Source organism: Streptomyces sp. NPDC056169, assembly GCF_042268445.1.
In the GTDB taxonomy this organism is placed as follows: domain Bacteria; phylum Actinomycetota; class Actinomycetes; order Streptomycetales; family Streptomycetaceae; genus Streptomyces.
The window spans coordinates 98,937-124,185 of record NZ_JBHJUO010000007.1 but is presented as its reverse complement, the minus strand read 5'-3'; the positions used below and the strand labels follow the sequence as shown (position 1 = coordinate 124,185).

The window sequence follows — 25,249 nt, the reverse complement described above, 5'->3', positions numbered from 1 at the left end:
CTGGCCGGACGAACAGAGACCTGCGCCACACCTCGGAGCTACTGTGCCGTAAAGGAACCCTGCGTACCGTGGTGCGACAAGGGAATTCACGACCCGAGCAGGCCCGGGGTCACGCTCCGTGTGGGCAAGCTCACCACTGGGGACGGGTCGAAAGGCCGTGTCGGCAGTCCCTAAACTCAGCTTGTTTCAAGGAGGGAGCCATCGTGCGCAAGGTGCTCATCGCCAACCGTGGCGAAATCGCTGTCCGTGTGGCCCGGGCGTGCCGGGACGCCGGCATCGGCAGCGTGGCCGTGTACGCCGATCCGGACCGGGACGCTCTGCACGTCCGGGCGGCTGACGAGGCGTTCGCCCTGGGCGGTGACACTCCCGCGACCAGTTATCTGGACATGGCCAAGGTCTTGCAGGCCGCCAAGGACTCGGACGCGGACGCCGTCCACCCCGGCTACGGATTCCTCTCCGAGAACGCCGAGTTCGCTCAGGCCGTCCTGGACGCGGGTCTGATCTGGATCGGCCCGCCGCCGCAGGCGATCCGCGACCTGGGCGACAAGGTGGCGGCCCGTCACATCGCGCAGCGCGCGGGCGCCCCGCTGGTCGCCGGCACCCCCGACCCGGTCTCGGGTGCGGACGAGGTCGTGGCGTTCGCGGAGGAGCACGGCCTGCCGATCGCGATCAAGGCCGCCTTCGGTGGCGGCGGTCGCGGTCTGAAGGTCGCGCGGACCCTCGAAGAGGTCCCCGAGCTGTACGACTCCGCCGTCCGCGAGGCCGTCGCGGCCTTCGGTCGCGGCGAGTGCTTCGTCGAGCGCTACCTCGACAAGCCCCGCCACGTCGAGACCCAGTGCCTCGCCGACTCCCACGGCAACGTGGTCGTCGTCTCGACCCGTGACTGCTCGCTCCAGCGCCGCCACCAGAAGCTGGTCGAGGAGGCGCCCGCGCCGTTCCTGACGGAGGCGCAGAACGCCGAGCTGTACGCGGCGTCGAAGGCGATCCTGAAGGAGGCCGGCTACGTCGGCGCCGGCACGGTCGAGTTCCTCGTCGGCACGGACGGCACGATCTCCTTCCTGGAGGTCAACACCCGCCTCCAGGTCGAACACCCGGTCACCGAAGAGGTCACCGGCCTCGACCTGGTCCGCGAGATGTTCCGCATCGCCGACGGCGAGGAGCTCGGTTACGGCGACCCGGCGGTCCGCGGTCACTCGTTCGAGTTCCGCATCAACGGCGAGGACCCGGGCCGCGGCTTCCTGCCCGCCCCCGGCACGGTCACCGTCTTCGACGCCCCCTCGGGCCCGGGTGTCCGCCTGGACGCGGGCGTCGAGTCCGGCTCCGTCATCGGCCCGGCCTGGGACTCGCTCCTGGCCAAGCTGATCGTCACCGGCGCGACCCGCGAGCAGGCGCTCCAGCGCGCCGCCCGCGCCCTGGCCGAGTTCAAGGTGGAGGGCATGGCCACGGCCATCCCGTTCCACCAGGCCGTCGTCGTCGACCCGGCGTTCACCTCGGACCCGTTCCGCATCCACACCCGGTGGATCGAGACGGAGTTCGTCAACGAGATCAAGCCCTTCGCGCCGGCCGGTGCCGACGCGGACGAGGACGAGTCGGGCCGCGAGACGATCGTCGTCGAGGTCGGCGGCAAGCGCCTCGAGGTCTCCCTGCCGTCCTCCCTCGGCATGACGCTGGCCCGCACCGGGCTCGCGGCGGGTGCGAAGCCGAAGCGCCGGGCGGCGAAGAAGTCCGGCCCGACGGCCTCGGGCGACACCCTCGCCTCCCCGATGCAGGGCACGATCGTGAAGGTCGCGGTCGAGGAGGGCCAGGAGGTCAAGGAGGGCGACCTGATCGTCGTCCTTGAGGCCATGAAGATGGAGCAGCCCCTCAACGCCCACCGCTCCGGCACCGTCAAGGGCCTGAGCGCCGAGGTCGGCGCCTCGGTCACGTCCGGCGCCACCATCTGCGACATCAAGGACTGACCGCTTCACCACGTACGGTACGAAGGGCCCGCAGGCAGCAGCCTGCGGGCCCTTCCGCCGAGGGGAGGGCTCCATGCGGGCCGACGCGCGCCGCAACCACGAGCGGCTGCTCACCGAGGCCAGGGCCGCCTTCGCCGAACAGGGCACGGACGCGCCCCTTGAGGAGGTCGCCCGCCGCGCGGGCGTCGGGATCGGCACCCTCTACCGCCACTTCCCCACCCGGGCCGATCTGCTGAACGCCGTCTTCCAGGAGGCCCTGACGGCGCTCCTGCACCGCTCGCACGAGCTGGCGGGGGCGGCGGAGCCGTGCCGGGCGCTGGTGGAGTGGCTGCGGACCCTGATCGCCCACGCGGGCGCGTACCGGGGGCTCGCGCACGCGCTGATGTCCGCCTCGTACGACAGGAGTTCGGCACTCGCCCCGTGCAGCGTGCCGCTGCGCGACGCGGGCGAGACGCTGCTCGGGCGCGCCCAGGAGGCGGGGCAGGTGCGCGCCGACGTGTCGATCGGCGACCTGATGCAGCTCACCAACGCGATCGCGCTGGCGGCGGAACAGTGCCCGGAGGACGCGGAGTTGGCGGACCGCCTGCTCGCGCTGACGCTGCGGGGACTCAAGGACTAGCGGTACCCAAGGGCTGGCGGTACTCAAGGACTAGCGACACTCAAGGACTATCGGTACTCAAGGACTGGCGGTACTCAAGGACTGAGAGACCGGGCGCGGTCGCAGGACCCCTGGGGGAGGGCCCCTCGCGACTCGGCTCAGCGGCGGCGCATGTCCGCGACCCGGGCCGTGCGCTCCAGCGTCTCCGCCGCCATCCCCCCGCCGGGACCCCGGAACTGACCGGCCGCCATCCGTCCGCGCTGGACGGGGAGCGGCATGTCACGGCGGGGCCGGACGCCCGGGGGGTGCTGCTCACCGCCGACCGCGCCGGGCCCCGCGCCCGTACCCGCGACGGCGATCTGCACGCCCTGGTCGGCGAGGGCCTGGAGCTCGGAGGCGGCCCGCTCGTCGTGGGCCGGGGGCTCGTCGGTGACCAGCCGGGTGATGACGTCCGTCGGCACCGTCTGGAACATGGTGTCGGCGCCGAGCTTGGTGTGGTCCGCGAGGACCACGACCTCCGCCGCCGCCTGCACCAGGGCCCGGTCCACGCTCGCGGAGAGCATGTTGGACGTGGAGAGCCCGCGCTCGGCCGTGAGCCCGCTCCCGGAGAGGAAGGCCCGGGAGACCCGCAGCCCCTGGAGCGACTGCTCGGCCCCACTGCCCACGAGGGCGTAGTTGGAGCCGCGCAGGGTGCCGCCGGTCATGACGACCTCGACCCGGTTGGCATGGGCGAGGGCCTGGGCGACGAGCAGGGAGTTGGTGACGACGGTCAGACCGGGCACGCGGGCGAGCCGGCGGGCCAGCTCCTGCGTGGTCGTCCCGGCGCCGACGACGATGGCCTCGCCTTCTTCGACGAGGCTCGCGGCGACGTCGGCGATGGCCGTCTTCTCCGCCGTGGCGAGATGGGATTTCTGCGGGAAGCCGGATTCTCGCGTGAATCCACCCGGCAACACCGCACCGCCGTGGCGGCGGTCGAGGAGTCCTTCTGCCTCAAGTGCCCGTACGTCCCTCCGTACGGTCACCTCCGAGGTCTGGACGACACGTGCGAGCTCGCGGAGCGAGACGGCCCCATTGGCGCGCACCATTTCGAGGATCAACTGGCGACGTTCTGCAGCGAACACGAAACTGACAGTAACGTGACCGGCCGATAGTTTTCAGCACTATGCGCCGAATTGCAGAAGATGCGCACAGGCGGGGCCCCCAAGTGGTATGGGAGACCCCGCCTTTGATCCGCCGTATGTCAGGGCTATGCCCCGCCTTGCCGGGGGTTGTCCGAGTCGGCGAACCGTTCCCGCAGGCCGGAGCGCCCCTGGAGCACCCCCCGGGCCGGGTGTTACGCCTCGCCCGCCAGCTTTCGGGTGTGCAACTGCCGTGCCACTTCTGCGATCGAGCCCGACAGGGAGGGGTACACGGTGAAAGCATTTGCGATCTGTTCGACGGTCAGATTGTTGTCGACCGCGATCGAGATCGGGTGAATCAGTTCGCTCGCCTTCGGGGCGACGATGCAGCCGCCGACCACGATGCCGGTGCCCGGACGGCAGAAGATCTTGACGAAGCCGTCCCGGATGCCCTGCATCTTCGCGCGGGGGTTGCGGAGCAGCGGCAGCTTCACGACCTTGGCGTCGATCTTGCCCGCGTCCACGTCGGCCTGCGTGTAGCCGACGGTGGCGATCTCGGGGTCCGTGAAGACGTTCGAGGAGACCGTCTTCAGATTGAGCGGGGCCACCGCGTCGCCGAGGAAGTGGTACATCGCGATGCGGCCCTGCATGGCGGCGACCGAGGCGAGCGCGAAGACGCCGGTGACGTCTCCGGCCGCGTAGACGCCGGGGGCGCTCGTACGGGAGACCTTGTCGGTCCAGATGTGACCGGAGTCCTTCAGCCTGACGCCGGCCTCCTCCAGTCCCATTCCGGCCGAGTTCGGGATCGCGCCGACCGCCATGAGGCAGTGGGTGCCGGAGATGACGCGGCCGTCCGCGAGGGTGACCTCGACGCGGTCGCCGACCCGCTTGGCGGACTCGGCGCGGGAGCGGGCCATGACGTTCATGCCGCGGCGGCGGAACACGTCCTCCAGGACGGCGGCGGCGTCCGGGTCCTCACCCGGCAGCACCCGGTCGCGGGAGGAGACCAGGGTGACGCGGGAGCCGAGCGCCTGGTAGGCGCCGGCGAACTCGGCGCCGGTGACGCCGGAGCCGACCACGATGAGCTCCTCGGGGAGCTCCTTGAGGTCGTAGACCTGCGTCCAGTTCAGGATGCGCTCGCCGTCCGGCTTGGCGTCCGGGACCTCGCGCGGGTGACCGCCGGTCGCGATCAGCACGGCGTCCGCGGTGAGCGTCTCCTCCGTGCCGTCGGCGGCGGTGACGATCACCTGGCGGGAGCCGTCCGCGGTCTGCCGGCCGGAGAGCCGGCCGCGGCCGCGCAGCACCCGGGCGCCCGCCCGGGTGACGGAGGCGGTGATGTCGTGCGACTGGGCGAGCGCGAGGCGCTTCACCCGTCGGTTGACCTTGCCGAGGTCCACGCCGACGACGCGGGCGGCCTGCTCCACGTGCGGGGTGTCGTCGGCGACGATGATGCCGAGTTCCTCGTAGGAGGAGTCGAAGGTGGTCATCACCTCCGCCGTGGCGATGAGCGTCTTCGAGGGAACACAGTCGGTCAGGACGGAAGCGCCGCCGAGGCCGTCGCAGTCGACGACGGTCACCTCCGCGCCGAGTTGGGCGCCCACCAGGGCCGCCTCGTATCCGCCGGGTCCGCCACCGATGATCACGATCCGGGTCACTGGGATCTACGCCTCGCGTCTCGTTCTGCCGGGGGGTCCCCCCCTGGGGTGCAGTGCGTACGCCATTGTCCCGCACGCTTCAAGTGCGTACCCCATTCTCCCGCACGCCCGGCGCGGCCTCGCGCCGGGGCTCCGTACGCGCCGCGCCGGAGTTCGGCGGAGCCCGCCCACGGCCGCCACCTCGGAGTTCGCCGGACACCCCGCCCGCTCCCGTACTCTCGGTCCCATGTCGCTCTACGCCGCTTTCGCCGGCAACCTCGACGCGCGGCTGATGAGCCGCCGCGCACCCCACTCCCCGCTGCGCGGCACCGGCTGGCTGAACGGCTGGCGGCTGACCTTCGGCGGCGAGCAGATGGGCTGGGAGGGGGCGCTGGCCACCATCGTGGAGGCCCCTCGCTCGCAGGTCTTCGTGGCGCTGTACGACATCGCGCCCATGGACGAGGAGTCCATGGACCGGTGGGAGGGCGTCGGGCTCGACATCTATCGGCGGATGCGGGTGCGGGTCGACACGCTCGACGGCGAGGAGCCGGCCTGGGTGTACGTCCTCAACGGCTACGAGGGCGGGCTGCCGTCCGCGCGGTACCTGGGCGAGGTCGCCGACGCGGCCGAGTCGGCGGGCGCGCCGCACGACTACGTGATGGAGTTGCGCAAGCGGCCCTGTTGATCCGGGTGCGGGCCGGGCGGGCCGGGAAAGCCGTTCGATCGGTCCGGGGCGGAGGATTCCCCCGTTCGTCGGAAACGACAAGACAACGATCGCATGTCCGTCAGCATCGTCATCTACGCGCGTAGGGATTCTCCGGCTACGCTTCTGCGCGTACCAAATCCGTCCGGGGCTCCCCTCGGACCCCCCTCCCCGAGGCGAGAGAGTCAGTGAACGCAACTGCCACCCCGTACGAGGCCGCCGAGGCCGCTGCCGCACGTCTTCGCGAGCTGACCGGAGTCGAGAACCACGACGTCGCCCTGGTCATGGGCTCGGGCTGGGCGCCCGCCGTCGACGCGCTCGGTGCCCCCGAGGCCGAGTTCCCGGTGACCGAGCTCCCCGGCTTCCCGCCGCCGGCCGTCGAGGGCCACGGCGGCACGGTCCGCTCGTACAAGATCGGTGAGAAGCGCGCGCTGGTCTTCCTCGGCCGCACCCACTTCTACGAGGGCCGCGGCGTCGCCTCCGTCGCCCACGGCGTCCGCACCGCCGTCGCCGCCGGCTGCAAGACCGTCGTCCTGACCAACGGCTGCGGCGGCCTCCGCGAGGGCATGCGCCCCGGCCAGCCGGTCCTGATCAGCGACCACATCAACCTGACGGCGGCCTCCCCGATCGTCGGCGCGAACTTCGTGGACCTCACCGACCTGTACTCGCCGCGGCTGCGCGCGCTGTGCAAGGAGGTCGACGAGACCCTGGAGGAGGGCGTCTACGTCCAGTTCCCCGGGCCGCACTACGAGACCCCGGCCGAGATCAACATGGTCCGCACCATGGGCGGCGACCTCGTCGGCATGTCCACCACCCTGGAGGCGATCGCGGCCCGCGAGGCCGGCGCCGAGGTCCTGGGCATCTCCCTCGTCACGAACCTGGCGGCGGGCCTCTCCGGCGAGCCGCTGAACCACGAGGAGGTGCTCCAGGCGGGGCGCGACTCGGCGGCCCGGATGGGCGAGCTCCTGACCCGGGTCCTGGACCGGATCTGAGTTTTTCCGGCGCTCCTCGCACCGCTCGGCCCGAGGGGGCCGAGCGGGCTTCGGAGCCCTGCGGCGGCCTCCGACCGCCGGGTGCTCCCGCCGCACGCACGCCCTGCGCGACGCCCGGCCCGCCGGTGCCGCCGCGCGGGGCCTCCCCCTCACCGCGCCCCCGCTTTCAGCCCCGCCGGCGTTTGAGGCGCGGGGGTCCGGGGGCAGGGCCCCCGGTTACGGGAAGGGGCGGGGTGGGGAAAGGCTCCGCGCAGCGGCACCCACCCCGCAGGCATCCGCGCCCTCCCGCCCCGCACTCCCCGAAAGGCACACCGTGACGCAGGACGACCTCCTCGCCCGGGCCCAGGCCTGGCTCGCCGAGGACCCCGACGCCGAGACCCGCGAGGAGCTCGCGAAGCTCATCGAGACGGGTGACACCGCCGAGCTCGCCGCCCGCTTCGCCGGCACCCTCCAGTTCGGCACCGCCGGCCTCCGCGGCGAGCTCGGCGCCGGCCCCATGCGGATGAACCGTTCCGTCGTCATCCGCGCGGCCGCCGGCCTCGCCGCGTACCTCAAGGCCAAGGGCGAGACCGGCGGTCTCGTCGTGATCGGCTACGACGCCCGCTACAAGTCGGCCGACTTCGCCCGCGACACCGCCGCCGTGATGATCGGCGCCGGACTCCGCGCGGCCGTGCTCCCCCGCCCGCTGCCGACGCCCGTCCTCGCGTTCGCCATAAGGCATCTGGGCGCCGTCGCCGGTGTCGAGGTGACCGCGAGCCACAACCCGCCGCGCGACAACGGCTACAAGGTCTACCTGGGCGACGGCTCACAGATCGTGCCGCCCGCGGACGCGGAGATCGCCGCCGAGATCGACGCGGTGCGCTCCCTCGCGGACGTGCCCCGCCCGGAGGCCGGCTGGGAGACCCTCGGCGACGAGGTCCTGGAGGCCTACCTGGCGCGTACGGACGCCGTCCTGACCCCCGGGTCCCCCCGGACCGCGCGGACCGTCTACACGGCCATGCACGGCGTCGGCAAGGACGTCCTGACGGCGGCCTTCGCCCGCGCCGGCTTCCCGCCGCCCGCGCTCGTCGCCGCGCAGGCCGAGCCCGACCCGGCGTTCCCGACGGTCGCCTTCCCGAACCCGGAGGAGCCGGGTGCCATGGACCTCGCCTTCGAGGCGGCCCGGGCCGTGGACCCCGACCTGATCATCGCCAACGACCCGGACGCCGACCGCTGCGCGGTGGCCGTCCCGGACGCCGCCGTCGAGGGCGGCTGGCGGATGCTCCGCGGCGACGAGGTGGGCGCGCTGCTCGCCGCGCACCTGGTGCACAAGGGCGCGACGGGCGTGTTCGCCGAGTCGATCGTGTCGTCGTCGCTGCTCGGCCGGATCGCCGAGGCGGCCGGTGTCGGGTACGAGGAGACGCTGACCGGCTTCAAGTGGATCGCCCGCGTCGAGGGGCTGCGGTACGGCTACGAGGAGGCGCTCGGCTACTGCGTCGACCCGGAGGGCGTCCGCGACAAGGACGGCATCACGGCCGCGCTGCTCGTCGTCGAGCTGGCCTCGGTGCTCAAGGAGCAGGACCGCACCCTGCTCGGTCTGCTCGACGACCTGGCGGTGGCCCACGGGCTGCACGCCACGGACCAGCTGTCGGTGCGGGTCGAGGACCTGGGGATCATCGCGAACGCGATGGCCGCGCTGCGCGAGCGCCCGCCGGTCTCGCTGGCCGGTCTGACGGTCGTCTCGGCCGAGGACCTGTCGAAGGGCACGGAGTCGCTGCCGCCGACGGACGGGCTGCGCTACCACCTGGAGGGCGACTACAAGGCCCGGGTGATCGTCCGCCCGAGCGGCACCGAGCCCAAGCTCAAGTGCTACCTGGAGGTCGTCGTCCCGGTCGCCGACGCGAGCGAGCTGGCGCCGGCGCGGGCGAAGGGCGCGGAGCTGCTGGCCGCGATCAAGCGCGACCTGAGCACGGCCGCGGGGCTCTGACCCGGGGACGTCTCGACGAGCGAAGGGCGGAGGGCCGGTGCGGGAGTGATTCCGTACCGGCCCTTTCCTCTGTACGGGTGAAATCCGCTGTACGGGTGAAATCCGCGCCGCCCGTCGGTGACGGCTCGCCGGGGTCGGCTCGCCCGGGTCGCTCGCCCGGGTCAGCCGAAGCGGCCGTTGACGTAGTCGGCGGTGCGCGGGTCCCGCGGCGAGCCGAACATCGTGGCGGTCGGGCCGTGCTCGACGATCACGCCGGGGGTGCCCTGCTCGGCGAGGAAGAACGCGCAGGAGTCGGAGACCCGGGCCGCCTGCTGCATGTTGTGGGTGACGATCACGACGGTGACCTCCGCCTTCAGCTCGGCGATGGTCTCCTCGACGCGCCGGGTGGAGGTCGGGTCGAGCGCCGAGCAGGGCTCGTCCATGAGCAGGACGCGCGGGCGGACGGCGAGCGAGCGCGCGATGCAGAGGCGCTGCTGCTGGCCGCCGGAGAGCGCGCCGCCGGGCTGCCGCAGCCGGTCCCTGACCTCGTTCCAGAGCCCGGCCCGGGTCAGGCACTCCTCCACCAGGTCGTCCTTCGCCTCCTTGCCCGCCCGGATGCCGCCCAGCTTCAGGCCGGCGAGGACGTTCTCGTACAGGGACATCGCAGGGAACGGGTTGGGCTTCTGGAAGACCATGCCGATCTCGCGGCGGGCGTGGGTGATGCGGCGGCCCCGGTCGTAGATGTCGGAGCCGTCGAGGAGGACCCGGCCGGCGAGCGAGGCGGTGCCGGTGAGTTCGTGCATCCGGTTGAGGATGCGCAGGAAGGTCGACTTGCCGCAGCCCGAGGGGCCGATGAGGGCGGTGACCTCGCGGGCGGGCATGGCGAGCGAGACCCGGTCCAGGACCTTCCGGTCGCCGAACCACGCGGAGACGGCGTCGGCTTCGAGCGCGGCGGCGCGGGACGGGACCGGCGCGTCCCCCGGCACGGGCGACACGGGCGGCACGGGGGGCAGGGTGACGGTGTCGGCGAGATCGGTCACGGGCGGTGACTCCCTTGCGGTCAGAGGAGGTTGGGGAGGAGCCGGGTCAGCTGCCCGGACACGAGGACGCCGAGGGCGACGAGGACCGGGACGGCGGCGACCCAGGTCTGTCGGGCGCCCCAGCGGCGCCGGGCGAGGACGGTGAGGAGGGCGGCGGCGAGCAGGCCCTGGACGCCGAGGAAGATCCCGGGCCAGACGTCGGACTCGCCGGCGAGCGGCCTCTCCGCGGCGGTGATCCAGCCGGGGCGCAGCGGCCTGGCGGGGCTGGGCTGCGCGTCGCCGATCAGTTCGGCGTCGACCCGGAGCACGTCCTCGGGGGTGTACGCGCCGCCGCTCGCCGTCATCAGCGTGAGCCGTCCTTCGCCCGCGCCGAGGGGGGCGGGGTTCGGGTCGCCGGGGCGGCGGACGGCCGTCACCTCGTACCGCGCCGTGCCCTGACCGGTCGTCACCTCGATGCGGGCGCCGCCCGGCAGGCGGTGCACGTCGTTGAAGGGGCTGCCGTACCCCCACTGGCGGCCCATGATCACGCTGGCCCCGGCCTGGCCGGGGAGCGCCGTGTCGCGGCGGTGGCCGGGCCCGGACATGAGGACGCCGGAGGTGGTGCCCTCGGCGACGACCTCGCGGATCCCGAGCGCGGGGATGCGGAGGAGGGCGACGGGCGCGCCGAGGGCGAGGGGCTTGCCGTCGTACGTCGACTGGCCCACGGGCGCGGTGCCGAGGGCGAGTTGCTCGCGCAGGTCGTCGTAGGCGGTGGACTGGTCGCGGGCGTGCTGGAGGTGGCCGACGACGGTCAGGTTGGCGGCGAAGCCGATGAGGAGCGCGGCGAGGACGCACAGCGCCGCCCCGGCCAGGGCGAACCCGGCTCGGGGGGCGGCGACGGGGGGCGTCGCGGTGGTCACGGGCGCGGGGCCTTCGCCTTGCGGCGGCGGTTCTGGAGAACGGCCGCGGCGCCGAGCAGGCAGAGCGCGAGCGAGCCGAGCGCGGCGGATGCGGCGGAGGAGGCGCCGGTGGCGGCGAGGGAGCCGTTGCCGCCGTTGGTGGTGGTGTTGTTGCCGGAGGAGCCGGACCCGGAGGAACCGGAATCGCCGGAGCCTCCGCTCGTGCCGGAGCCCCCGGTCGTCCCGTCACCGGAACCGCCGGCGTCACCGCCGGAAGAGCCGCCCGCGCTGTCGCCGTCGGCGGTGCCCGACGGGGACGGCGTGCCGGTGCCGGTCGGGCTCTCGGTGCCGGACGGGGTCTCGCTCGGGGTCTCGCCGGGCGTCTCGGACGGCGTCCCGGTCGGCTCGTCCGTGGGGGTCTCCGAGGGCGTGCCCGTGGGGGTGCCGGTCGGGGTGGGCGTCCCGGTGCCGGTGGGGGTGCCGGTCGGCGTACCGGTGGGGGTGGGGGTGGTGGCCGGGCCCGCGATGAACGTGACGACGGAGGTCGAGGCGGTGTACGCGGTGGGGTCGGCGGGCGTGTACTGGGCCAGGACGGGGAAGTTGGCGTTGATCTCGGCGGCCATGGTGGCGGTGATCTCCGCCTTGCCGTCGGCCAGGTCCTTCGTGCCGAGCTCGACGAGCTCCTCGTTGACGAGGGTGGAGAAGGTGACCGTGCCCGCGGCCGTGGCCGGCTGGACCTCGGCCCGGATCGGGAAGGGGCGGCCGGCGGGCGGGAGCGCGCTGTCCGTGGTGACGGACAGGTTGGTCGCCTGCTGGCTGACCGTCGCCCAGTTGTCGCCCGTGACCTCGATCAGCTGGGAGAAGTACTCGGCGCGCGCCTCGGAGTCGGCCGTCTCGCAGGAGAGCCGCAGCTCGTAGCGGCCGTCGAGGGGCCCGGAGGGGACGAGCTCGCGCAGCCGGTCCTGGAGCGTGGCGTAGCCGGCGCCGGAGCCGGTGAGCGGACCGGATATCGGGGTGGTGCCGAGCGGGCCGCCGGGGACGACCTCGGCGATCGGCGCGCTGACGGTCGGGTCGCCGGGGTCGACGAGGGCGAGGACGCCCTTGACGTACGGCGTGGCCGGAGCTGTCGGCGCGGGGCAGGCCGCCGCCGCGGTGACGGAGGCCGGGCCGGCGGCGAGGGCACCCGAGCTCGGGGTGAGGGCGAGGGTGCCGTGCCGGGTGACGGCGGCGGCGGACGTGGACAGGGCCAGGACGATCGCCAGTGTGCCGCAGAGGAGGGCGAGTGCCGTGAGCAGGGCCACGGGCGATCTGAGGGGTACGACGCGGTTCATGGGGTGGGGTTCCTCCGAGGCGGATGGTGAGTGGTCGGCGGTCGGCGGTCGGCGGTTCGGGACGGGTTCAGGACGGTTCGGGTACGCCGTGGGGCCGGGCACCCTGGGGTGCCCGGCCGTCGCGCGGTTACGGGAGCGTGGTGATCAGCGCTCGCCCGTGAGGGTCGTGGCGCCGCAGGCGGCACCGAGGGTGCCGAAGCCGTAGTTGGTGATCGTGGTGCCGGCGGCGCAGACCTTGGAGGTCGAGCCGACGAAGGTGGAGGCGATCGTGGCGTTGGTCAGCTTCGCCGTCGGGACGACGTTGTAGACGTCACGGGTGAAGGGGAAGGTCAGGTTGAGCGTCTTGTCGGCGTTGCGCGGCGCGACGGTGCCGACGGAACCGAGCACGGCGGCGCCGCGGCGGTCCGTGACGACGGCCTTCTCCTGCGCGGTGTACTGCGCGACGGAGTAGGGCGCGATGTCACCGGCGGTGTCGAGGACGGTGCCGTCGTTCTCCTGGACGCCCTGCTGGACGCAGGCGCCCGGGGTGGCCACACCGATGGAGGAGAGGAAGAACTGGCGCGTGCCGGAGCTGGCCTGCGGCAGGATCGGGGTGATCGCCACACCGTTGAGGGAGGTGAGGTTGCAGTCGTAGATGTCCTTCAGCTGGGCCACCGTCAGGTCGGCCGGCAGGGCGCTGTCGGAGCGCTTCACCCAGGTCACCGCGTCCTTGGCGAACGGGATCCAGGTCAGGTCCGTGGAGGTGATGTCGGCCGGGCCGCGCGAGGAGCGGGCGAAGTCGAGGCAGCCGGAGTTGGTGTCCACGGCGTTGCGCAGGGCGTCGATGCCGGCCGAGGAGCCGTTGGGCCGGTTGATGACACAACCGGTCGCCTTGGTCTTGACGGTGGTGGTGCCGGTGGCGTTCCAGGAGGCGATGATCTTCTGGCCCAGGGCGTTCTTGACGACGTCACCGAGGCCGTTCACGACGTCCTGGGTCGTGTCGGAGCCGACACCGGCGAGGGTGCGGTACTGGGTGATCGGGCTGGGGTCGGCCTGCGCGGCCGGGGCGAGGGCGACACCGAGACCGAGGGCGGCCACACCGAGGGCGGCACCGATACGAGCGCGGGACTTGACGTTCACTTCTGATCTCCTCCGTGGAAACGGATGTCATGGAATGGACGCACAAGAAAATCCGGATTGTTTTTCCGACCGACCCGTCGACCGGCCGGGAACAACAATTCCGTACGGGCGGTTCCGGGAACCACCACGTTCAGTCGCTCTTCAGGTGACGAATTCCTGTCCTAGGTGAATCCAAGGGAATTCGGCGGCGGCCTGCGAATGCGAGGACGGCCGGTCCCGCGAGGCCGGCGATTCCGCCGGCGAGGAGGACCGCGAGGAGGACCCAGCGGATGACGCCGAGGACCTGGGAGGGGGTGCTGCCGGTGTCGGCGAGCTTCTCCCCCGGCGCGCCTCCGGAGCCGTTCCCGCCCCCACCGGACGCCGGCGGCGGCGCGGAGGACGGCGGGTCGGTGGCGGTCGTAGGCGCTCCCGCGCCGCCGCCCGTACCGCCGCCGCTCGCGCTCCCGCCGCCCGCACCCGAGCCGGATCCGGTGTCCGAGCCGGAGGAGCCCGTCGTACCGCCAGAGCCCGAGCCCGCGCCGGAGCCGGATGCCGAGCCCGACGAGCCCGTACCGGCGGAGCCCGAGTCCGTTCCACCGTCGGAGCCGGAACCGGATCCCGAACCGGAACCCGAGGCGGATCCGGAGCCCGTACCTCCCGCCGTGGTGCCCGGGCCCGCCGGGACCCCGCGCTCCAGACGGCCGGCCGCGGCCTCCGCCTGGAGCTTCAGCTTCGCGGGCAGCGGCGCGTACCCGAGGGGCAGCTCACCGGGGGCGGTGCCTTGTTTCTGCCCCGCTCCCGCCGCGTACCGCAGCACGCGCGCGTAGTCCTTGCGGGCGTCGGCCGGGAGCTTCGTGGAAGCGGCCGCGTAGGTCACCATCGTCAGCGGGTAGGCGCCGTGCGCGGCGCGCGCCGGGTCCGGGGCGAGGACGCCCGGCACCGCCGAGTCCTTGAACTGTTCGACGGCCTTGAGCATGGACGCGGTCGTGGGCCGGACGTACGTGCCGTCGGCGTCGGGCAGGGCGGCGATCTGGAGCTGGTAGCGGGACGCCGATGCCGCGTCGGTGATGCCGTAGGCCCGCCGGTCGCCGGGGAGGACGTCGACGCCGACGAGCTTCGGCCCGCTGGTCGCCGAGTCCTCGGCCACCTGGTCCTTCGCGTTGTTGGTGCCGCGCCGGACCCAGCGGGCTGCGTCGTGCAGGTCGATCGCGTAGGGGGAGCGCTCGGTCACGCCGTACGTGATGCGCTTCTCGCCCAGCGAGAGCTCCGTCTCCGTGGGATCGGCCTTCGGGAATTCGTCGGACCCGGCCGTGGCGAGCCCCAGGTCCTTGAAGTAGGGGTTGATCCGCATGCCCCAGGGGTCCGGCTTCCCTTCGAGGAAGGCGCGCGCTTCCGCATTGCTTCGGAGATAGCTCCAGACGACCCTCGTGGTGTCCGAGCGCTCGGCGGAGAGCAGAATTCCGCCGGGGTATTTCTGGGGCGCCTGCAAGGAGTTCTCGAATTCCGGATTGAGCTTCAGGAACTCCGGGTCCCGGACGATGGACTGCGGGTTGTCCTTCAGGTGGTCGGGCGCCGGCGCGGTGTAGCTGAGGGCCCTGACGTCGTACGGATAGGAGTACGTGAGCAGCTTGGCCAGGAGCCGGGCGCTGAGCTTCAGGTCCTTGACGCGGCCGATCTTGTCCGCCTCCCAGTAGAGGCCCACCGCGAGCGCGTTGACGGCGACCGGCGCGTGGACGAATCCCGCCTTCTCCCCGCCGTCCACCGGCTCGACGGTGAAGGCGAGGCCGGGCGAGGTGGAGGTCGGGTTGAGCAGGTTGCCCCGGGCCAGGTCCTCGCCGCGCTGGGTGAAGGTGAAGCGGGTGGCGCCGTCCGCGCAGAGCGCCGCCTGCCAGGAGGTGAGGGCGTCCGTGACGAGTTCGGAACCGGTCATGCGGCGTTCGGCCTTGTCGGCGGGGCACGCCTCGCGGACCGGCAGGAAGTCGAGCGGGAAGACCATCCGCTGGTTCCAGTTGGTGGTGGAGAACGGCGAGCTGTGCAGGCGCTGGTTGTTGCCGGTCGAGCCGTCCGGCTCGTGGGAGCCGCGCGGGACGACGACGAGCCAGCAGTTCCTGCCGCGCACGTTCCCGCCCGTGCCGATCGGGTCGCCGCAGCCGAGGTGGGGGGCCTCCCGGGTCGACTGGAGGTTGACGGCCGCCTCGCCCGTGCCGTCGGGCTGGGTGGCGGCGAAGTACTCCTCGTTGGTGTCGCCGGGACTGAAGTAGGTCCAGTCGGTGACCTTGGTCGTCGGCGGGCCGGAGACCGGGGTGAAGGGGACGAACGGGTCGGTCATCTGCCCGGGAGCGTCCGGGTAGGGGATCTGCTTGTCGTACTGCTTCTCCAGCGGGTCGCTGCCGACGGGGATCAGCCGGCGGCCGATGAAGGCGCCGAAGTCGGAGCCGCTGACGCCGGCGCCGAACTGGCACTGTTCCCGCTTCGGCCCGGCCGGGTCGTCCCCCCAGCACTGCATGATCTGGAGGTAGTCGCCGTTGCGTCCCCGGGTCGGCTTCCCGCCCCTCCACGTGACCTTCAGGCCCTGCGCGCGCAGGTTCCTCGTCTGGTGGACGGTCACCTCCAGGCCGGAGAAGTCGTCGTACGGGCCCTTCGTGCCGCGCTTGGTCACCGCCGAGCTCTCCGCGTCGGCGGCGACCGCGACGGTGTCCCGGGGCAGCGGGACCAGGGCGAGCACGACGGCGGCGAGCAGCGCGCCGAGCCCCGCGGTACGGCGTCGGGTGCCGGACCTCCGGCGCTGTACGGGCCTCATCGGGTGCCGCCTTCGCGCCGGGCGCGGGCCGCGAGGGCGCGGGCGACGAGCGGGGGTGCGACGACCGTGGCGAGCAGCAGGACGGCGGACAGGGCCATGAGCAGGCCGCGCAGTCCGGCGCCCGTGTCGGCGGCGAGGGTGACGGGGGTGCCGACGATCATGCCGCCGCCGGAGTCCTGTCCGGTGCCGGTGCCGCCGCCGCCCGTGGCGCCTCCGTCGGAGCCACCGGCGAGGAGCTCGCCGGTGTCGGGGTCGACGGCCGCGCCGCCGGTCCCGCCCGTGGCGCCCCCGCCGGTCGAGGACCCGCCGCCCGCGCCCGTACCGCTGCCGCCGGTGGCGGAGCCCGGGCCCGAGCCCGTACCGCCGCCGGTCGAGGCGCCCGAGCCCGAGGCCGTACCGCTGCCGCCGGTGGAGCCGGTGCCGGAGCCCGTGCCGCCCCCGCCGGTCGAGGAACCGGAGCCCGAGCCCGTACCGCCGGTCGAAGAACCGGAGCCGGACCCCGACCCGGACCCGGACCCGCCCGTCCCGTTCCCGCTCGCCCCTCCGCTCCCGCTCCCGCTTCCGTTCCCTCCCGAACCGCCGTTGTTCACCGGGGTGGCCGTGCCGCGCGCGCCGCCCGTGCCGTCGGCGCACTGCGTCGTCCCGCGCTTGTCGCACTCCTTCGGCCTCGGGGCGTTCTTGGCGAGGGTGTTGGTGCCGTCCGCCGAGAAGGTGGGGTTGCGGCAGTCGGAGAGGTCGACGGCGCCCGTGGGCGCCCCGGGTATCCGGCGGACCTGTTCGAAGCCGGCCTGGACGAGGTTCCTGGGCAGCGGCGAGTAGCCGAGCTCCTCGGCCTGCTGCTGGCCCTCGCAGAGGAAGTAGCGGGCGAAGGTGCCGAGCGAGCGGCCCTTGTCCCTGGTGTGCGGGGCGGTCTCGGTGGTGGGGACGACCATGTAGCTGTAGCTGGAGAGCGGGTAACTGCGCGAGTCCCTCGACCGGTAGACGCCGTCGAGGATCTGGGTCAGGTAGTCGGTCGAGGACTTGTTCTCGTTGATGCGGGCGTCGAGCAGGGCCACGGCGACACTGGAGGCGGTCGGCTCGACGTAGTACCCGGCGGAGTTGAGGATCTTGGCGACCGGGAAGTGGGCGTTCACGGCGTACGAGTACTCGACGTAGGTGATGGCGCCCTCGCCCTGCGGCTGGCGGACGTGCGCGGAGACGCCGAGCGAACCGGACTTGGCGACGGCCGTGGCACCGGGCGCGACGGGGAAGTACGAGGTCATGCCGCAGGGCGTCTGGCGGCCCGCGCGCCGGCAGTAGTCGTCCCAGACGCCGCCGTGCTCCTTGGCGAGCCAGGTCGTGAACTGGGCGGTCGTGCCCGAGCCGTCGGAGCGCACGACGGGGACGATGCGCCGGGCCGGGAGGGTGAGGCCGGGGTTGTCGGCCTTGATCTCGGGCGCGTTCCACATGGTCAGCTGCCCGGTGAACATACGGGCCAGGACGGGGCCGGAGAGCCGCAGGTTGGTGACCTGCCGGCCGCCGATGCGGAGGTTGTACATGAAGGCGGTGCCGCCCGCGACGATCGGCATGTACGCGTAGCCGCGGCCCGGCGGCACGTCGGTGGCGTTGCCGTCCTTGAGGCCGTACGGGATCTCGGAGACGGCGAAGTCGACGGTGCCGTTCTTGAACTGCTCGCGGCCCTGTGAGGAGCCGTTGGCGTTGAAGTTGACGGTCAGGCCGATGTTGGCGCCGATGTTGCGGCGCCACTGCTCGACGGCGTTGGAGCTCCAGGTCGAGCCGGAGCCGGTGATCTTGGTGAATCCGGCGGCCTGGGCGGCGGGCGGGTGGACGAGGAGGGCGAGCAGCGCGCACAGGGCGGCGCCGAGGCCCAGGAGACTGCGGGTGACGGGGACGGGTCTCACGGCGTACTCCTGGAAGGTACGGATCGCTCCGGACGCGCGGCGGCCTGCCGGGCCGCGTCCTTCCGGGACGCCTCGGCCCGGCGCCGCTCCTGGCGCTTCGTCAGCTGCCCCGGGCCGCGGCCGCCCGCGATCCGGGCGAGGACGAAGAGCAGCAGGACGAGCAGCATGAGGACGGCGGCGGTGCCGAAACCGCGGGCGATCATGTTCGGTTCGGGTGACTTGACGAGCTCGAAGGTGGCGAGCGGCAGGGAGACCTGGGCGCCGGAGGTCGGCAGCGCGTTCAGCTCGGCGGTGAAGCCGGCGGTCAGCAGCACCGGCGAGGTCTCCCCCACCCCGCGCGCGGTGCCGAGGATGACTGCGGTGGTCAGACCGGAGCGGGCGGTCGGCAGGACGACGTGCCAGACCGTGCGCCAGCGCGAGGACCCCATGGCGTACGAGGCCTCCCGCAGCGTGCCGGGGACGAGCCGGATGACGACGTCGGCGGCGCGGATGATGATCGGGAGCATCATCACGGAGAGGGCGAGCGAGGCGGCGAAGCCGGACCGCTCGGTGCCGAGGGCCAGGATGACGGTCGCGTAGATGAAGAGGCCGGCGACGATCGACGGCAGCGCCGTCATGGCCTCGACGATCGTGCGGACCAGCCGGGCGAAGGGGCCGGGGACCTCGTTGAGGAAGACCGCGCAGACGATCCCGGAGGGCACGGTGAGCGCGAGCGCGATGCCGACCTGTTCGAGGGTGCCGACGACGGCGTGCAGGATGCCGCCGACGTCGAGCGGTTCGAGGGGGCCGGCGAGGCTCATGTCCTCGGTGAAGAAGTTGAGGTGGACGAGGGCCCTGCGGCCCTCCCACAGGGTGAAGGCGACGACGAAGACGAGCACGGCGAGCAGCACGAGCCCCAGGCTGCGGACGACGACCCCGGCGATCCGGTCGCGGACGGCGGGCCCGTCCTCGTCGAAGGAGACGAGGAGCGCGTAGAGCCCGAGGAAGAGGGCGTACGCGACGAGGACGAAGCCGACGGCGCCGCTGAAGGGCAGCAGGCGGGCGAAGAGCAGCCAGGTGAGGGCGAGCGAGGCGGCCGCGGCGCCGAGTACGGCGTACACGTCGGTGGAGCGCAGGCTGCCGGTACTGCGCCGCCGCTCGGGTCCGGGAGAGGAGGCGGGCGAGGGCGGGGGCGGCGCGGCGGGCGGGCTCACCCCGGGCCGCTCGGGGGCGATGGTCATGGGTTCGGGTCCCCCTTGGGCGTGGTCCTAGGCATCGCTGGTGGCGCCGGAGCGGCTGCGGGCGACGATGGACGAGGCGGCGAAGTTGACGATCAGGGTCATGACGAAGAGCGCGAAGCCGGCGGCCATGAGCGCGGACATGCCGAAGGGGGTGGCCTCGCCGTAGCGCAGGGCGATGAGGGAGGACACCGAGCTGGTGCCGGTCTGCAGGACGTGCCACTGGATGGTGAAGACCTGCGAGATGACCATGTAGACGGCGATGGTCTCGCCGAGGGCGCGGCCGAGGCCGAGCATGGTGCCGCCGATCATGCCGCCCCTGCCGAAGGGCAGGACGACGCTGCGGATCATGCCCCAGCGGGTGGCGCCGAGCGCGTAGGCGCCCTCGCGTTCGCCGGCCGGTGCCTGCGAGAAGACCTCGCGCATGATCGAGCAGATGATCGGCGCGACCATCATCGCGACGACGAGACCGGCGACGAAGGTGGACGAGGTGTAGACGGTGGGCGGGGCGAGCGGGTCGTCCGGGTCGGCGCCGTCGACCCGGAGGAACGGGATCCAGCCCAGGTAGGCGGAGATCCAGCGGGCGATCGGGAGGATCGATTCCTCCAGCCAGAAGACGCCCCACAGGCCGTAGACGACGGAGGGCACGGCGGCCATGAGGTCGACGGTGGAGACGAGCGTGCGGCGCAGCCGGGGCGCGGCGTACTCGGAGATGTAGAGCGCGGCCCCGGTGGCGAGCGGGACGGCGACGACGATCGCGACGAGCGCGATGAGGACGGTGCCGAGGAGGACGGCGGCGATCCCGAAGCGTCCGGCGTCCGGTTCCCAGCTCTCCGTGGTGAGGAACGAGGGTCCGGCGCGGTCGAGGGCCTGCCAGGCGCGGAGCAGCAGGAAGCCGCCGACGAGGAGCATGACCGCGAGGACGAGGCCGCCGCCGGTGCGGGCGACGGCGCGGAAGACCCGGTCGGGAAGGCCGGGGTCGGCGTGGAGCCGGCGCGGCGTGTCGGGCGGCGGGTCCGCCGGTGTGCCGGACGGCGGTCCGGGCAGCGGGTCAAGGGTCTCGGTCGTCACGGGAAGGACGTAAGTCCGGCCCGGTGGACGCGTGCGCCACGCGACGTGAACGAGGGGCGTGCGCGGGGCAACTTCCGTTCACCATAAGGCCGTTGCCGTCCATCTCTGACCTTCGGCGGCGAGCAGGGCCCGGAACCGCTGGTAGGCGGTACGGCAGGTGGAGTGCCGCTCGTAGGAGCGCCCGGAGAGGGCGGCGGTCCGGCCCTCGGCGTCGCGGAGCAGCCACACCCAGCCGTTGCCTCCGGCGGTGTGCTGGACGCCGCCGGCCATGGCGGCGTGTCCGGCGCACAGGGCGAGGAAGGCGTCCCTGCACCCGTCGTGGTCGTCGTAGCAGCCCCCCGACCGCGCGACGACCCTCCCGTTCTGGGCGACGAGCCGCCACCCGTACCGCCCGTCGGTCCCCAGATCGACCAGACAGCGCGTCGTGGACACACCGGTGTCCTTGGTCATCGCCCCCACCCCCACAGTCTCGGCAAGCGCAATCTATTGAGACGGGGGTGAAAGTTGGGTGCTAAACCAATTGCCGGTGGCACGCTTCACCGGACCGTTGCCCCTTGGACACCGGCCGGGACGGAGGGGGGAAGGGACGGAGGAGGGAAGGGACGGAGCCGGGGCGCGTCAGCCCGTCGCGAGGAGGATGACGAGGAGCAGGAACCCGGCGATGGCGGGGCCGACGATCTCGTACGCCCAGCGCACCTGCGGCTCGCCCTGCGCGCCCGGGTCCCCGACGTGGAGCTCGGCGAGGTCCCGCAGATCGGCGACGGTCTGGTCGGTGGGCGCGGTCCGGGAGGAGGCGTCCCGCACGTCGGCGGTGACGGAGGTACGGCCGTGGGGATCGTCCTGCGAGGCGCGGGCGGCCTTCCGTGCGGCCCTCTTCCGCTGCCGCAGCGAGACGGGGACGGCCCACAGCTGGTACTTCGCGCCCTCCTGGGTGAAGACCTCGCTGGAGTAGCCGGCGCGGACGTCGGCGACCGAGGCCCAGGGCAGCGTGATCGACCGGAACGGGTTGCGGATCCGGAGCCGCTGGTCGTTGGCGTACACGGCGGGCCGGATGGTGAAGGCGACGATCAGCGGGAGGGCGAGGACGAGCCCCGCGAGCGCGACCCAGGGAGTCCGGCCCTCGCCGCGGATCAGCGCGTCGCCGCCGAAGAGGACCGCGAGGACCAGCAGGAACACGCCGCTCGCGATGCCGAGGGGCGAGCGGAAGACACGGTCGGCGTACTGCGGCTCGACAGCCTTGGGCGTCGACTCGGGCGTCGGCTCGGGCGTCGGCCGAGGGGTCGACTCAGGGGTCGGCTGAGGGGTCGGCTGAGGGGTCGACTCGGGGGTCGGCTCGGAGCTCGACGCAGGGGTCGGCTCGGGGGTCGGCTCGGGGGTCGGCTCCGGGGTCGTCATGCCGCCGATTCTGCCTCAGCGGGCCGGTGACGGCTCAGGCGGCCCGCGTGGCCACGAGATCCGCGTACAGAATGATGTTGTCGGGGCGGTGGCCGTCGACGAGCTCCCCACCGCAGGTGACGACGCGCAACTCGGGGCGCGTGGTGTCGCCGTACACCTTGGCCGTCGGGAACGCGTCCTTGTCGACCTGCTCCAGCTCCCTTACGCGGAAGACGGCGACCTTGCCGTCCGCCCTGGTCACGGCGATCTCGTCGCCCACCCGGACCCGCGAGACGTCTTTCAGGACGGCCGGGCCGCGGGCGGTGTCGAAGTGGCCGATGAGGACGGCGGGGCCGGTCTCGCCGGGCGTGACGCCCTTGCCGTACCAGCCGATGCGGTCGGCGTCCTCGACCGAGGGCACCTCGACGGTGCCGTCGGCGGCGAGCCCCAGCTCCAGGACGGGACCGGTGGCGCCGGTGTCGACCCCGGCGGCGGGGAGCCGGACCCGGACGGGCAGGGACCGGCCGAGCGCCCGGACGGACGCGGCGCCCGCGGTGGGCGCGGGGGCGGCCGTGGCCTCGGAGACCCCCGCGGGCGGGGTGGTGGGCGGCGTGGTCCCGGCCGAGCAGCCGGTGAGGGCGGCGAGGACGGCCACGAGGAGGAGAGGGGCGGTACGGACACGGCGAGGGCGGCGGCTCACGGGCGGGCTCCGGGCAGACGGGCAGACGGGCAGACGGGCAGACGGGCAGACGGGCAGACGGCGAAGGGGTCCGGCCGGCCGCCGCGCGGGACGCGGCGACCGGCCGGGGGTGGGGTATGGGGTGTGCTCCCGCTCGGGTCAAGGGGCAGGGATCGGACGGGTCAGGCGCGGGAGGCGGCGGTCCGGCGGCGCAGGACGACGAAACCCAGGCCGGCGGCGGCGAGCGAGGCCCCGGCACCGGTGGCGAGCAGGGTGGTGCTGCCGTCCTCGGAGCCGAGCTCGGTGCCGAGTTCGGCACCGGCGGCGACTCCGCCCTGCGGGATGACGGAGGTCTGCCCCGCGTGGGTGGTGATGCCCTTGCCGGAGCTGCCGGTACCGGTGGTGCCGGTGGTGCCGGTGGTGCCGGTGGTGCCGGTGGTGCCGGTGGTGCCGGTGGTGCCGGTGGTGCCGGTGGTGCCGGTGGTGCCGTTCGCCGTGTTGCCCGGGGCCGTCTCCAGCGTGCAGCCCTTCGGCAGCTCCGGGAAGGCGTGGGTGGCGCCCTTGACCCCGGGGCCGCCCTCGACCTTGGTGTAGAGCGACGGCGTGGCGCTGTTCGGGGCGACGATCCGCGCGGTGATGCCGACGCTCTTCGGGAGCGAGGGGTGCGCCCGGTCGACCATCGCGAAGACCCGGTCCTCACCGGCGGCGGAGAACTCGGCCACCGGGCCCTGCCGGGTCATGAACAGCTCGGCCGCGGTGCCCGCGCCGATGCCGACGGTCGTGCTGACCGTGCAGGGGCCGAGCTTGGTGACGACCGGGGTGGACTCGCCCTGGCCGCCGCCGCCCATCCCGTACGGCTGCGGAGCGGCCTGCTTCGCCGCGCCGGGGACGTAGGCGGCGAACTGGCCGTCCTGCTCCAGGACGACGACGGCCTTGCCGAAGAAGGAGACCTTGCGGCCGCTGTGCACGTAGACGTAGCCGCTGCCCTTGTCGGTGGCGGGGTCGATGCGCTGGAGCCCGAAGGAACCGTCCTTCTTGCCGAGCTGCAGGACGGTGCCGTCGACGAGGCGGTAGATGCCGGGGGTGCCGGGCGCGATGTTGCCGACCCAGTTGTAGGTGGTGCCGTCCGGGTTGAGGACGAAGAACTCGCCGTTGTCCTGACCGGCGACGGAGCGGGTGACCGCCTCCAGGACGCCGACCGGGTGACCCTCGCGGAAAAGCTCGGCACGGTAGTTCTGCACCGTGACCTTGTAGATCTTGGCGACGGTGCCGCCGAGGAGCGTCTGGGTACGGACGAGGGTGCCCTGCGGGGTGGCGACGGCGGTCACCTTGCCCTCGAAGTCCAGGGTCACCGCGTACCCGACGAAGATCTTGGTGTCCTTCTGGGCGTAGCCGCCGCCCGCCTTCAGCTCACCGAGCACGGTGCCGTCCCGCACGACGGTGGCGGTGAAGTACGGGTGCTGGTCGCCCTTCGCGTACACCTTGGCCGACAGCCCACCGGCGAGCCGGACGGTGCGGACCGGGGCGTCCGCCGAGGCGGCGGGCGTGGCGGCGGTCGCGGTCGCGGCGGCCTTCGGCGCCGGGGCCGGGGCCGTACCGGCGGCGAAAGCGGCACCCGCCGCGAGGGCCGGGGCGGTGATCGCGACACCCGCGACGAGAGCGGTGGCGATGGCGGTGCGAAGGGCGGTGCGCATAACGACTCCTGTGATTCGGGTACGTGGTCGATGGGAGAGCCGCATGCCGCTTTTTCTCGGTCCGACTGTGTCCGGTGAGGTCTGGCTGGCTGCTGTCAAAAATCTATTGATCTTGTATTCAGGACTCGTCCACTCCACGTCACGGCCGTGTGACAGGCGTCACCACGCCGTCGGACCCCCTGTGACCTCGGGCTCCGTGAAGGGCGTCCCCTGTACAGGTCGCTACGCGCGTAGATATGCTCGACTGGTGACCATGCCCACCACTGCATCCGCAGCTTCCGCTTTCGCCGACGTGACCGCGTCCGACAGTGCGCTGCGCCGCTTCCTCCACGGGCTGCCCGGCGTCGACGCCGTAGGCCTGGAGGCGCGCGCCGCGTCCCTCGGGACCCGCTCGATCAAGACCACGGCCAAGGCCTACGCCATCGACCTGGCCATTTCCATGATCGACCTGACGACGCTCGAAGGCGCGGACACCCCGGGCAAGGTCCGGGCGCTCGCCGCCAAGGCCGTCAACCCCGATCCGACCGACCGTACGACCCCGACGACCGCCGCCGTCTGCGTCTATCCCGACATGGTGGCCACCGCCAAGGCCGCCGTCGCCGGCTCCGGCGTCAAGGTCGCCTCGGTCGCCACCGCCTTCCCGGCCGGGCGCGCCGCGCTTCCCGTGAAGCTCGCCGACACGGCCGACGCCATCGCCGCGGGCGCCGACGAGATCGACATGGTCATCGACCGTGGCGCGTTCCTCTCCGGCCACTACCTGAAGGTCTACGAGCAGATCGCCGCGATCAAGGCGGAGTGCGGCGACCGCGCCCGCCTCAAGGTGATCTTCGAGACCGGCGAGCTGTCCACGTACGACAACATCCGCCGCGCCTCCTGGCTCGGCATGATGGCCGGCGCGGACTTCATCAAGACCTCGACCGGCAAGGTCGCGGTCAACGCCACCCCCGCCAACACCCTGCTCATGCTGGAGGCCGTGCGCGACTTCCGCGCGCAGACCGGTGTGCAGATCGGTGTGAAGCCGGCCGGCGGCATCCGCAACACCAAGGAAGCGATCAAGTTCCTCGTCCTCGTCAACGAGACCGTCGGTGAGGACTGGCTGGACAACCACTGGTTCCGCTTCGGCGCCTCCAGCCTGCTCAACGACCTGCTGATGCAGCGCCAGAAGCTGGCTACCGGCCGCTACTCCGGCCCCGATTACGTGACGGTGGACTGATCAAC

20 protein-coding genes are annotated in these 25,249 nt (G+C 72.9%); 6 read left to right on the top strand and 14 right to left on the bottom strand.

Going from position 1 to position 25,249, the window contains the following annotated elements; translation table 11 throughout:
* Positions 1-203 precede the first annotated feature (203 nt).
* Both ACFC0G_RS13220 and ACFC0G_RS13215 read left to right on the top strand, forming a co-directional pair.
* Positions 204-1,958, top strand: a complete 1,755-nt coding sequence (locus ACFC0G_RS13220; protein ID WP_376401811.1) for an acetyl/propionyl/methylcrotonyl-CoA carboxylase subunit alpha — start codon at positions 204-206, stop codon at positions 1,956-1,958.
* 73 nt (positions 1,959-2,031) lie between these two features.
* Positions 2,032-2,577 (top strand): helix-turn-helix domain-containing protein, encoded by a 546-nt coding sequence (locus tag ACFC0G_RS13215; RefSeq protein WP_362249473.1) that lies wholly within the window; start codon positions 2,032-2,034, stop codon positions 2,575-2,577.
* A 137-nt stretch (positions 2,578-2,714) separates the two neighbouring features.
* Here ACFC0G_RS13215 and ACFC0G_RS13210 read toward each other — a convergent pair whose 3' ends face one another.
* On the bottom strand, positions 2,715-3,677 hold the full coding sequence (locus ACFC0G_RS13210; protein ID WP_376401807.1) for a DeoR/GlpR family DNA-binding transcription regulator: 963 nt from the start codon (positions 3,675-3,677) through the stop codon (positions 2,715-2,717).
* Positions 3,678-3,889: 212 nt separating this feature from the next.
* Positions 3,890-5,329, bottom strand: coding sequence for an NAD(P)H-quinone dehydrogenase (locus ACFC0G_RS13205; RefSeq protein ID WP_376401804.1), 1,440 nt, complete (start codon positions 5,327-5,329; stop codon positions 3,890-3,892).
* 226 nt (positions 5,330-5,555) lie between these two features.
* Here ACFC0G_RS13205 and ACFC0G_RS13200 point away from each other — a divergent pair, with 226 nt between their 5' ends.
* From ACFC0G_RS13200 to ACFC0G_RS13190, 3 genes are all read left to right on the top strand, one after another.
* Positions 5,556-5,993 carry a gamma-glutamylcyclotransferase gene (locus ACFC0G_RS13200; RefSeq protein WP_125745095.1) on the top strand — a complete coding sequence of 146 codons (438 nt, stop codon included), beginning with the start codon at positions 5,556-5,558 and terminating at the stop codon, positions 5,991-5,993.
* A gap of 206 nt (positions 5,994-6,199) precedes the next feature.
* Complete coding sequence (locus tag ACFC0G_RS13195; protein WP_376401801.1) at positions 6,200-7,003, top strand: purine-nucleoside phosphorylase; 804 nt, start codon at positions 6,200-6,202, stop codon at positions 7,001-7,003.
* A 313-nt stretch (positions 7,004-7,316) separates the two neighbouring features.
* On the top strand, positions 7,317-8,969 hold the full coding sequence (locus ACFC0G_RS13190) for a phospho-sugar mutase (protein ID WP_376401798.1): 1,653 nt from the start codon (positions 7,317-7,319) through the stop codon (positions 8,967-8,969).
* Between the two features lie 161 nt (positions 8,970-9,130).
* Here the strand turns inward: ACFC0G_RS13190 and ACFC0G_RS13185 are convergent, their stop codons facing one another.
* The 12 genes from ACFC0G_RS13185 to ACFC0G_RS13130 all read right to left on the bottom strand — a co-directional run bounded on the left by ACFC0G_RS13185 (position 9,131) and on the right by ACFC0G_RS13130 (position 24,031).
* Positions 9,131-9,934 carry a phosphate ABC transporter ATP-binding protein gene (locus ACFC0G_RS13185; RefSeq protein WP_376402370.1) on the bottom strand — a complete coding sequence of 268 codons (804 nt, stop codon included), beginning with the start codon at positions 9,932-9,934 and terminating at the stop codon, positions 9,131-9,133.
* Between the two features lie 74 nt (positions 9,935-10,008).
* The gene (locus ACFC0G_RS13180) at positions 10,009-10,887 is read right to left on the bottom strand and encodes a sortase (protein ID WP_376401796.1); all 879 of its coding nucleotides are present in this window, start codon (positions 10,885-10,887) and stop codon (positions 10,009-10,011) included.
* Complete coding sequence (locus ACFC0G_RS13175) at positions 10,884-12,197, bottom strand: hypothetical protein (protein ID WP_376401793.1); 1,314 nt, start codon at positions 12,195-12,197, stop codon at positions 10,884-10,886. The genes ACFC0G_RS13180 and ACFC0G_RS13175 overlap by 4 nt, the downstream gene beginning before the upstream one ends.
* Before the next feature lie 144 nt (positions 12,198-12,341).
* Positions 12,342-13,316 carry a substrate-binding domain-containing protein gene (locus tag ACFC0G_RS13170; protein ID WP_376401790.1) on the bottom strand — a complete coding sequence of 325 codons (975 nt, stop codon included), beginning with the start codon at positions 13,314-13,316 and terminating at the stop codon, positions 12,342-12,344.
* 130 nt (positions 13,317-13,446) lie between these two features.
* Positions 13,447-16,095, bottom strand: a complete 2,649-nt coding sequence (locus tag ACFC0G_RS13165; RefSeq protein WP_376401788.1) for a hypothetical protein — start codon at positions 16,093-16,095, stop codon at positions 13,447-13,449.
* Positions 16,092-17,996 (bottom strand): phosphate ABC transporter substrate-binding protein PstS, encoded by a 1,905-nt coding sequence (pstS, locus tag ACFC0G_RS13160; protein ID WP_376401785.1) that lies wholly within the window; start codon positions 17,994-17,996, stop codon positions 16,092-16,094. Before pstS ends, ACFC0G_RS13165 begins: the two co-directional genes overlap by 4 nt.
* Positions 17,993-19,216 (bottom strand): phosphate ABC transporter permease PstA, encoded by a 1,224-nt coding sequence (gene pstA, locus ACFC0G_RS13155; protein WP_376401782.1) that lies wholly within the window; start codon positions 19,214-19,216, stop codon positions 17,993-17,995. Before pstA ends, pstS begins: the two co-directional genes overlap by 4 nt.
* Before the next feature lie 27 nt (positions 19,217-19,243).
* Positions 19,244-20,284 (bottom strand): phosphate ABC transporter permease subunit PstC, encoded by a 1,041-nt coding sequence (gene pstC / locus ACFC0G_RS13150; RefSeq protein WP_376401779.1) that lies wholly within the window; start codon positions 20,282-20,284, stop codon positions 19,244-19,246.
* A 78-nt stretch (positions 20,285-20,362) separates the two neighbouring features.
* A complete protein-coding gene (locus ACFC0G_RS13145) occupies positions 20,363-20,734 on the bottom strand; it encodes a DUF1508 domain-containing protein (RefSeq protein ID WP_376401775.1) in 372 nt (123 codons plus the stop codon).
* Between the two features lie 168 nt (positions 20,735-20,902).
* Entirely contained in the window at positions 20,903-21,679 is a 777-nt protein-coding gene (locus ACFC0G_RS13140; protein ID WP_376401772.1) for a PH domain-containing protein, read from the bottom strand.
* A gap of 34 nt (positions 21,680-21,713) precedes the next feature.
* Complete coding sequence (locus tag ACFC0G_RS13135; protein ID WP_376401769.1) at positions 21,714-22,358, bottom strand: class F sortase; 645 nt, start codon at positions 22,356-22,358, stop codon at positions 21,714-21,716.
* A 161-nt stretch (positions 22,359-22,519) separates the two neighbouring features.
* Complete coding sequence (locus ACFC0G_RS13130; protein ID WP_376401766.1) at positions 22,520-24,031, bottom strand: hypothetical protein; 1,512 nt, start codon at positions 24,029-24,031, stop codon at positions 22,520-22,522.
* Between the two features lie 253 nt (positions 24,032-24,284).
* On the opposite strand from ACFC0G_RS13130, the gene deoC reads away from it, so the two are divergent.
* Complete coding sequence (gene deoC / locus ACFC0G_RS13125; protein ID WP_056641646.1) at positions 24,285-25,244, top strand: deoxyribose-phosphate aldolase; 960 nt, start codon at positions 24,285-24,287, stop codon at positions 25,242-25,244.
* Positions 25,245-25,249 lie beyond the last annotated feature (5 nt).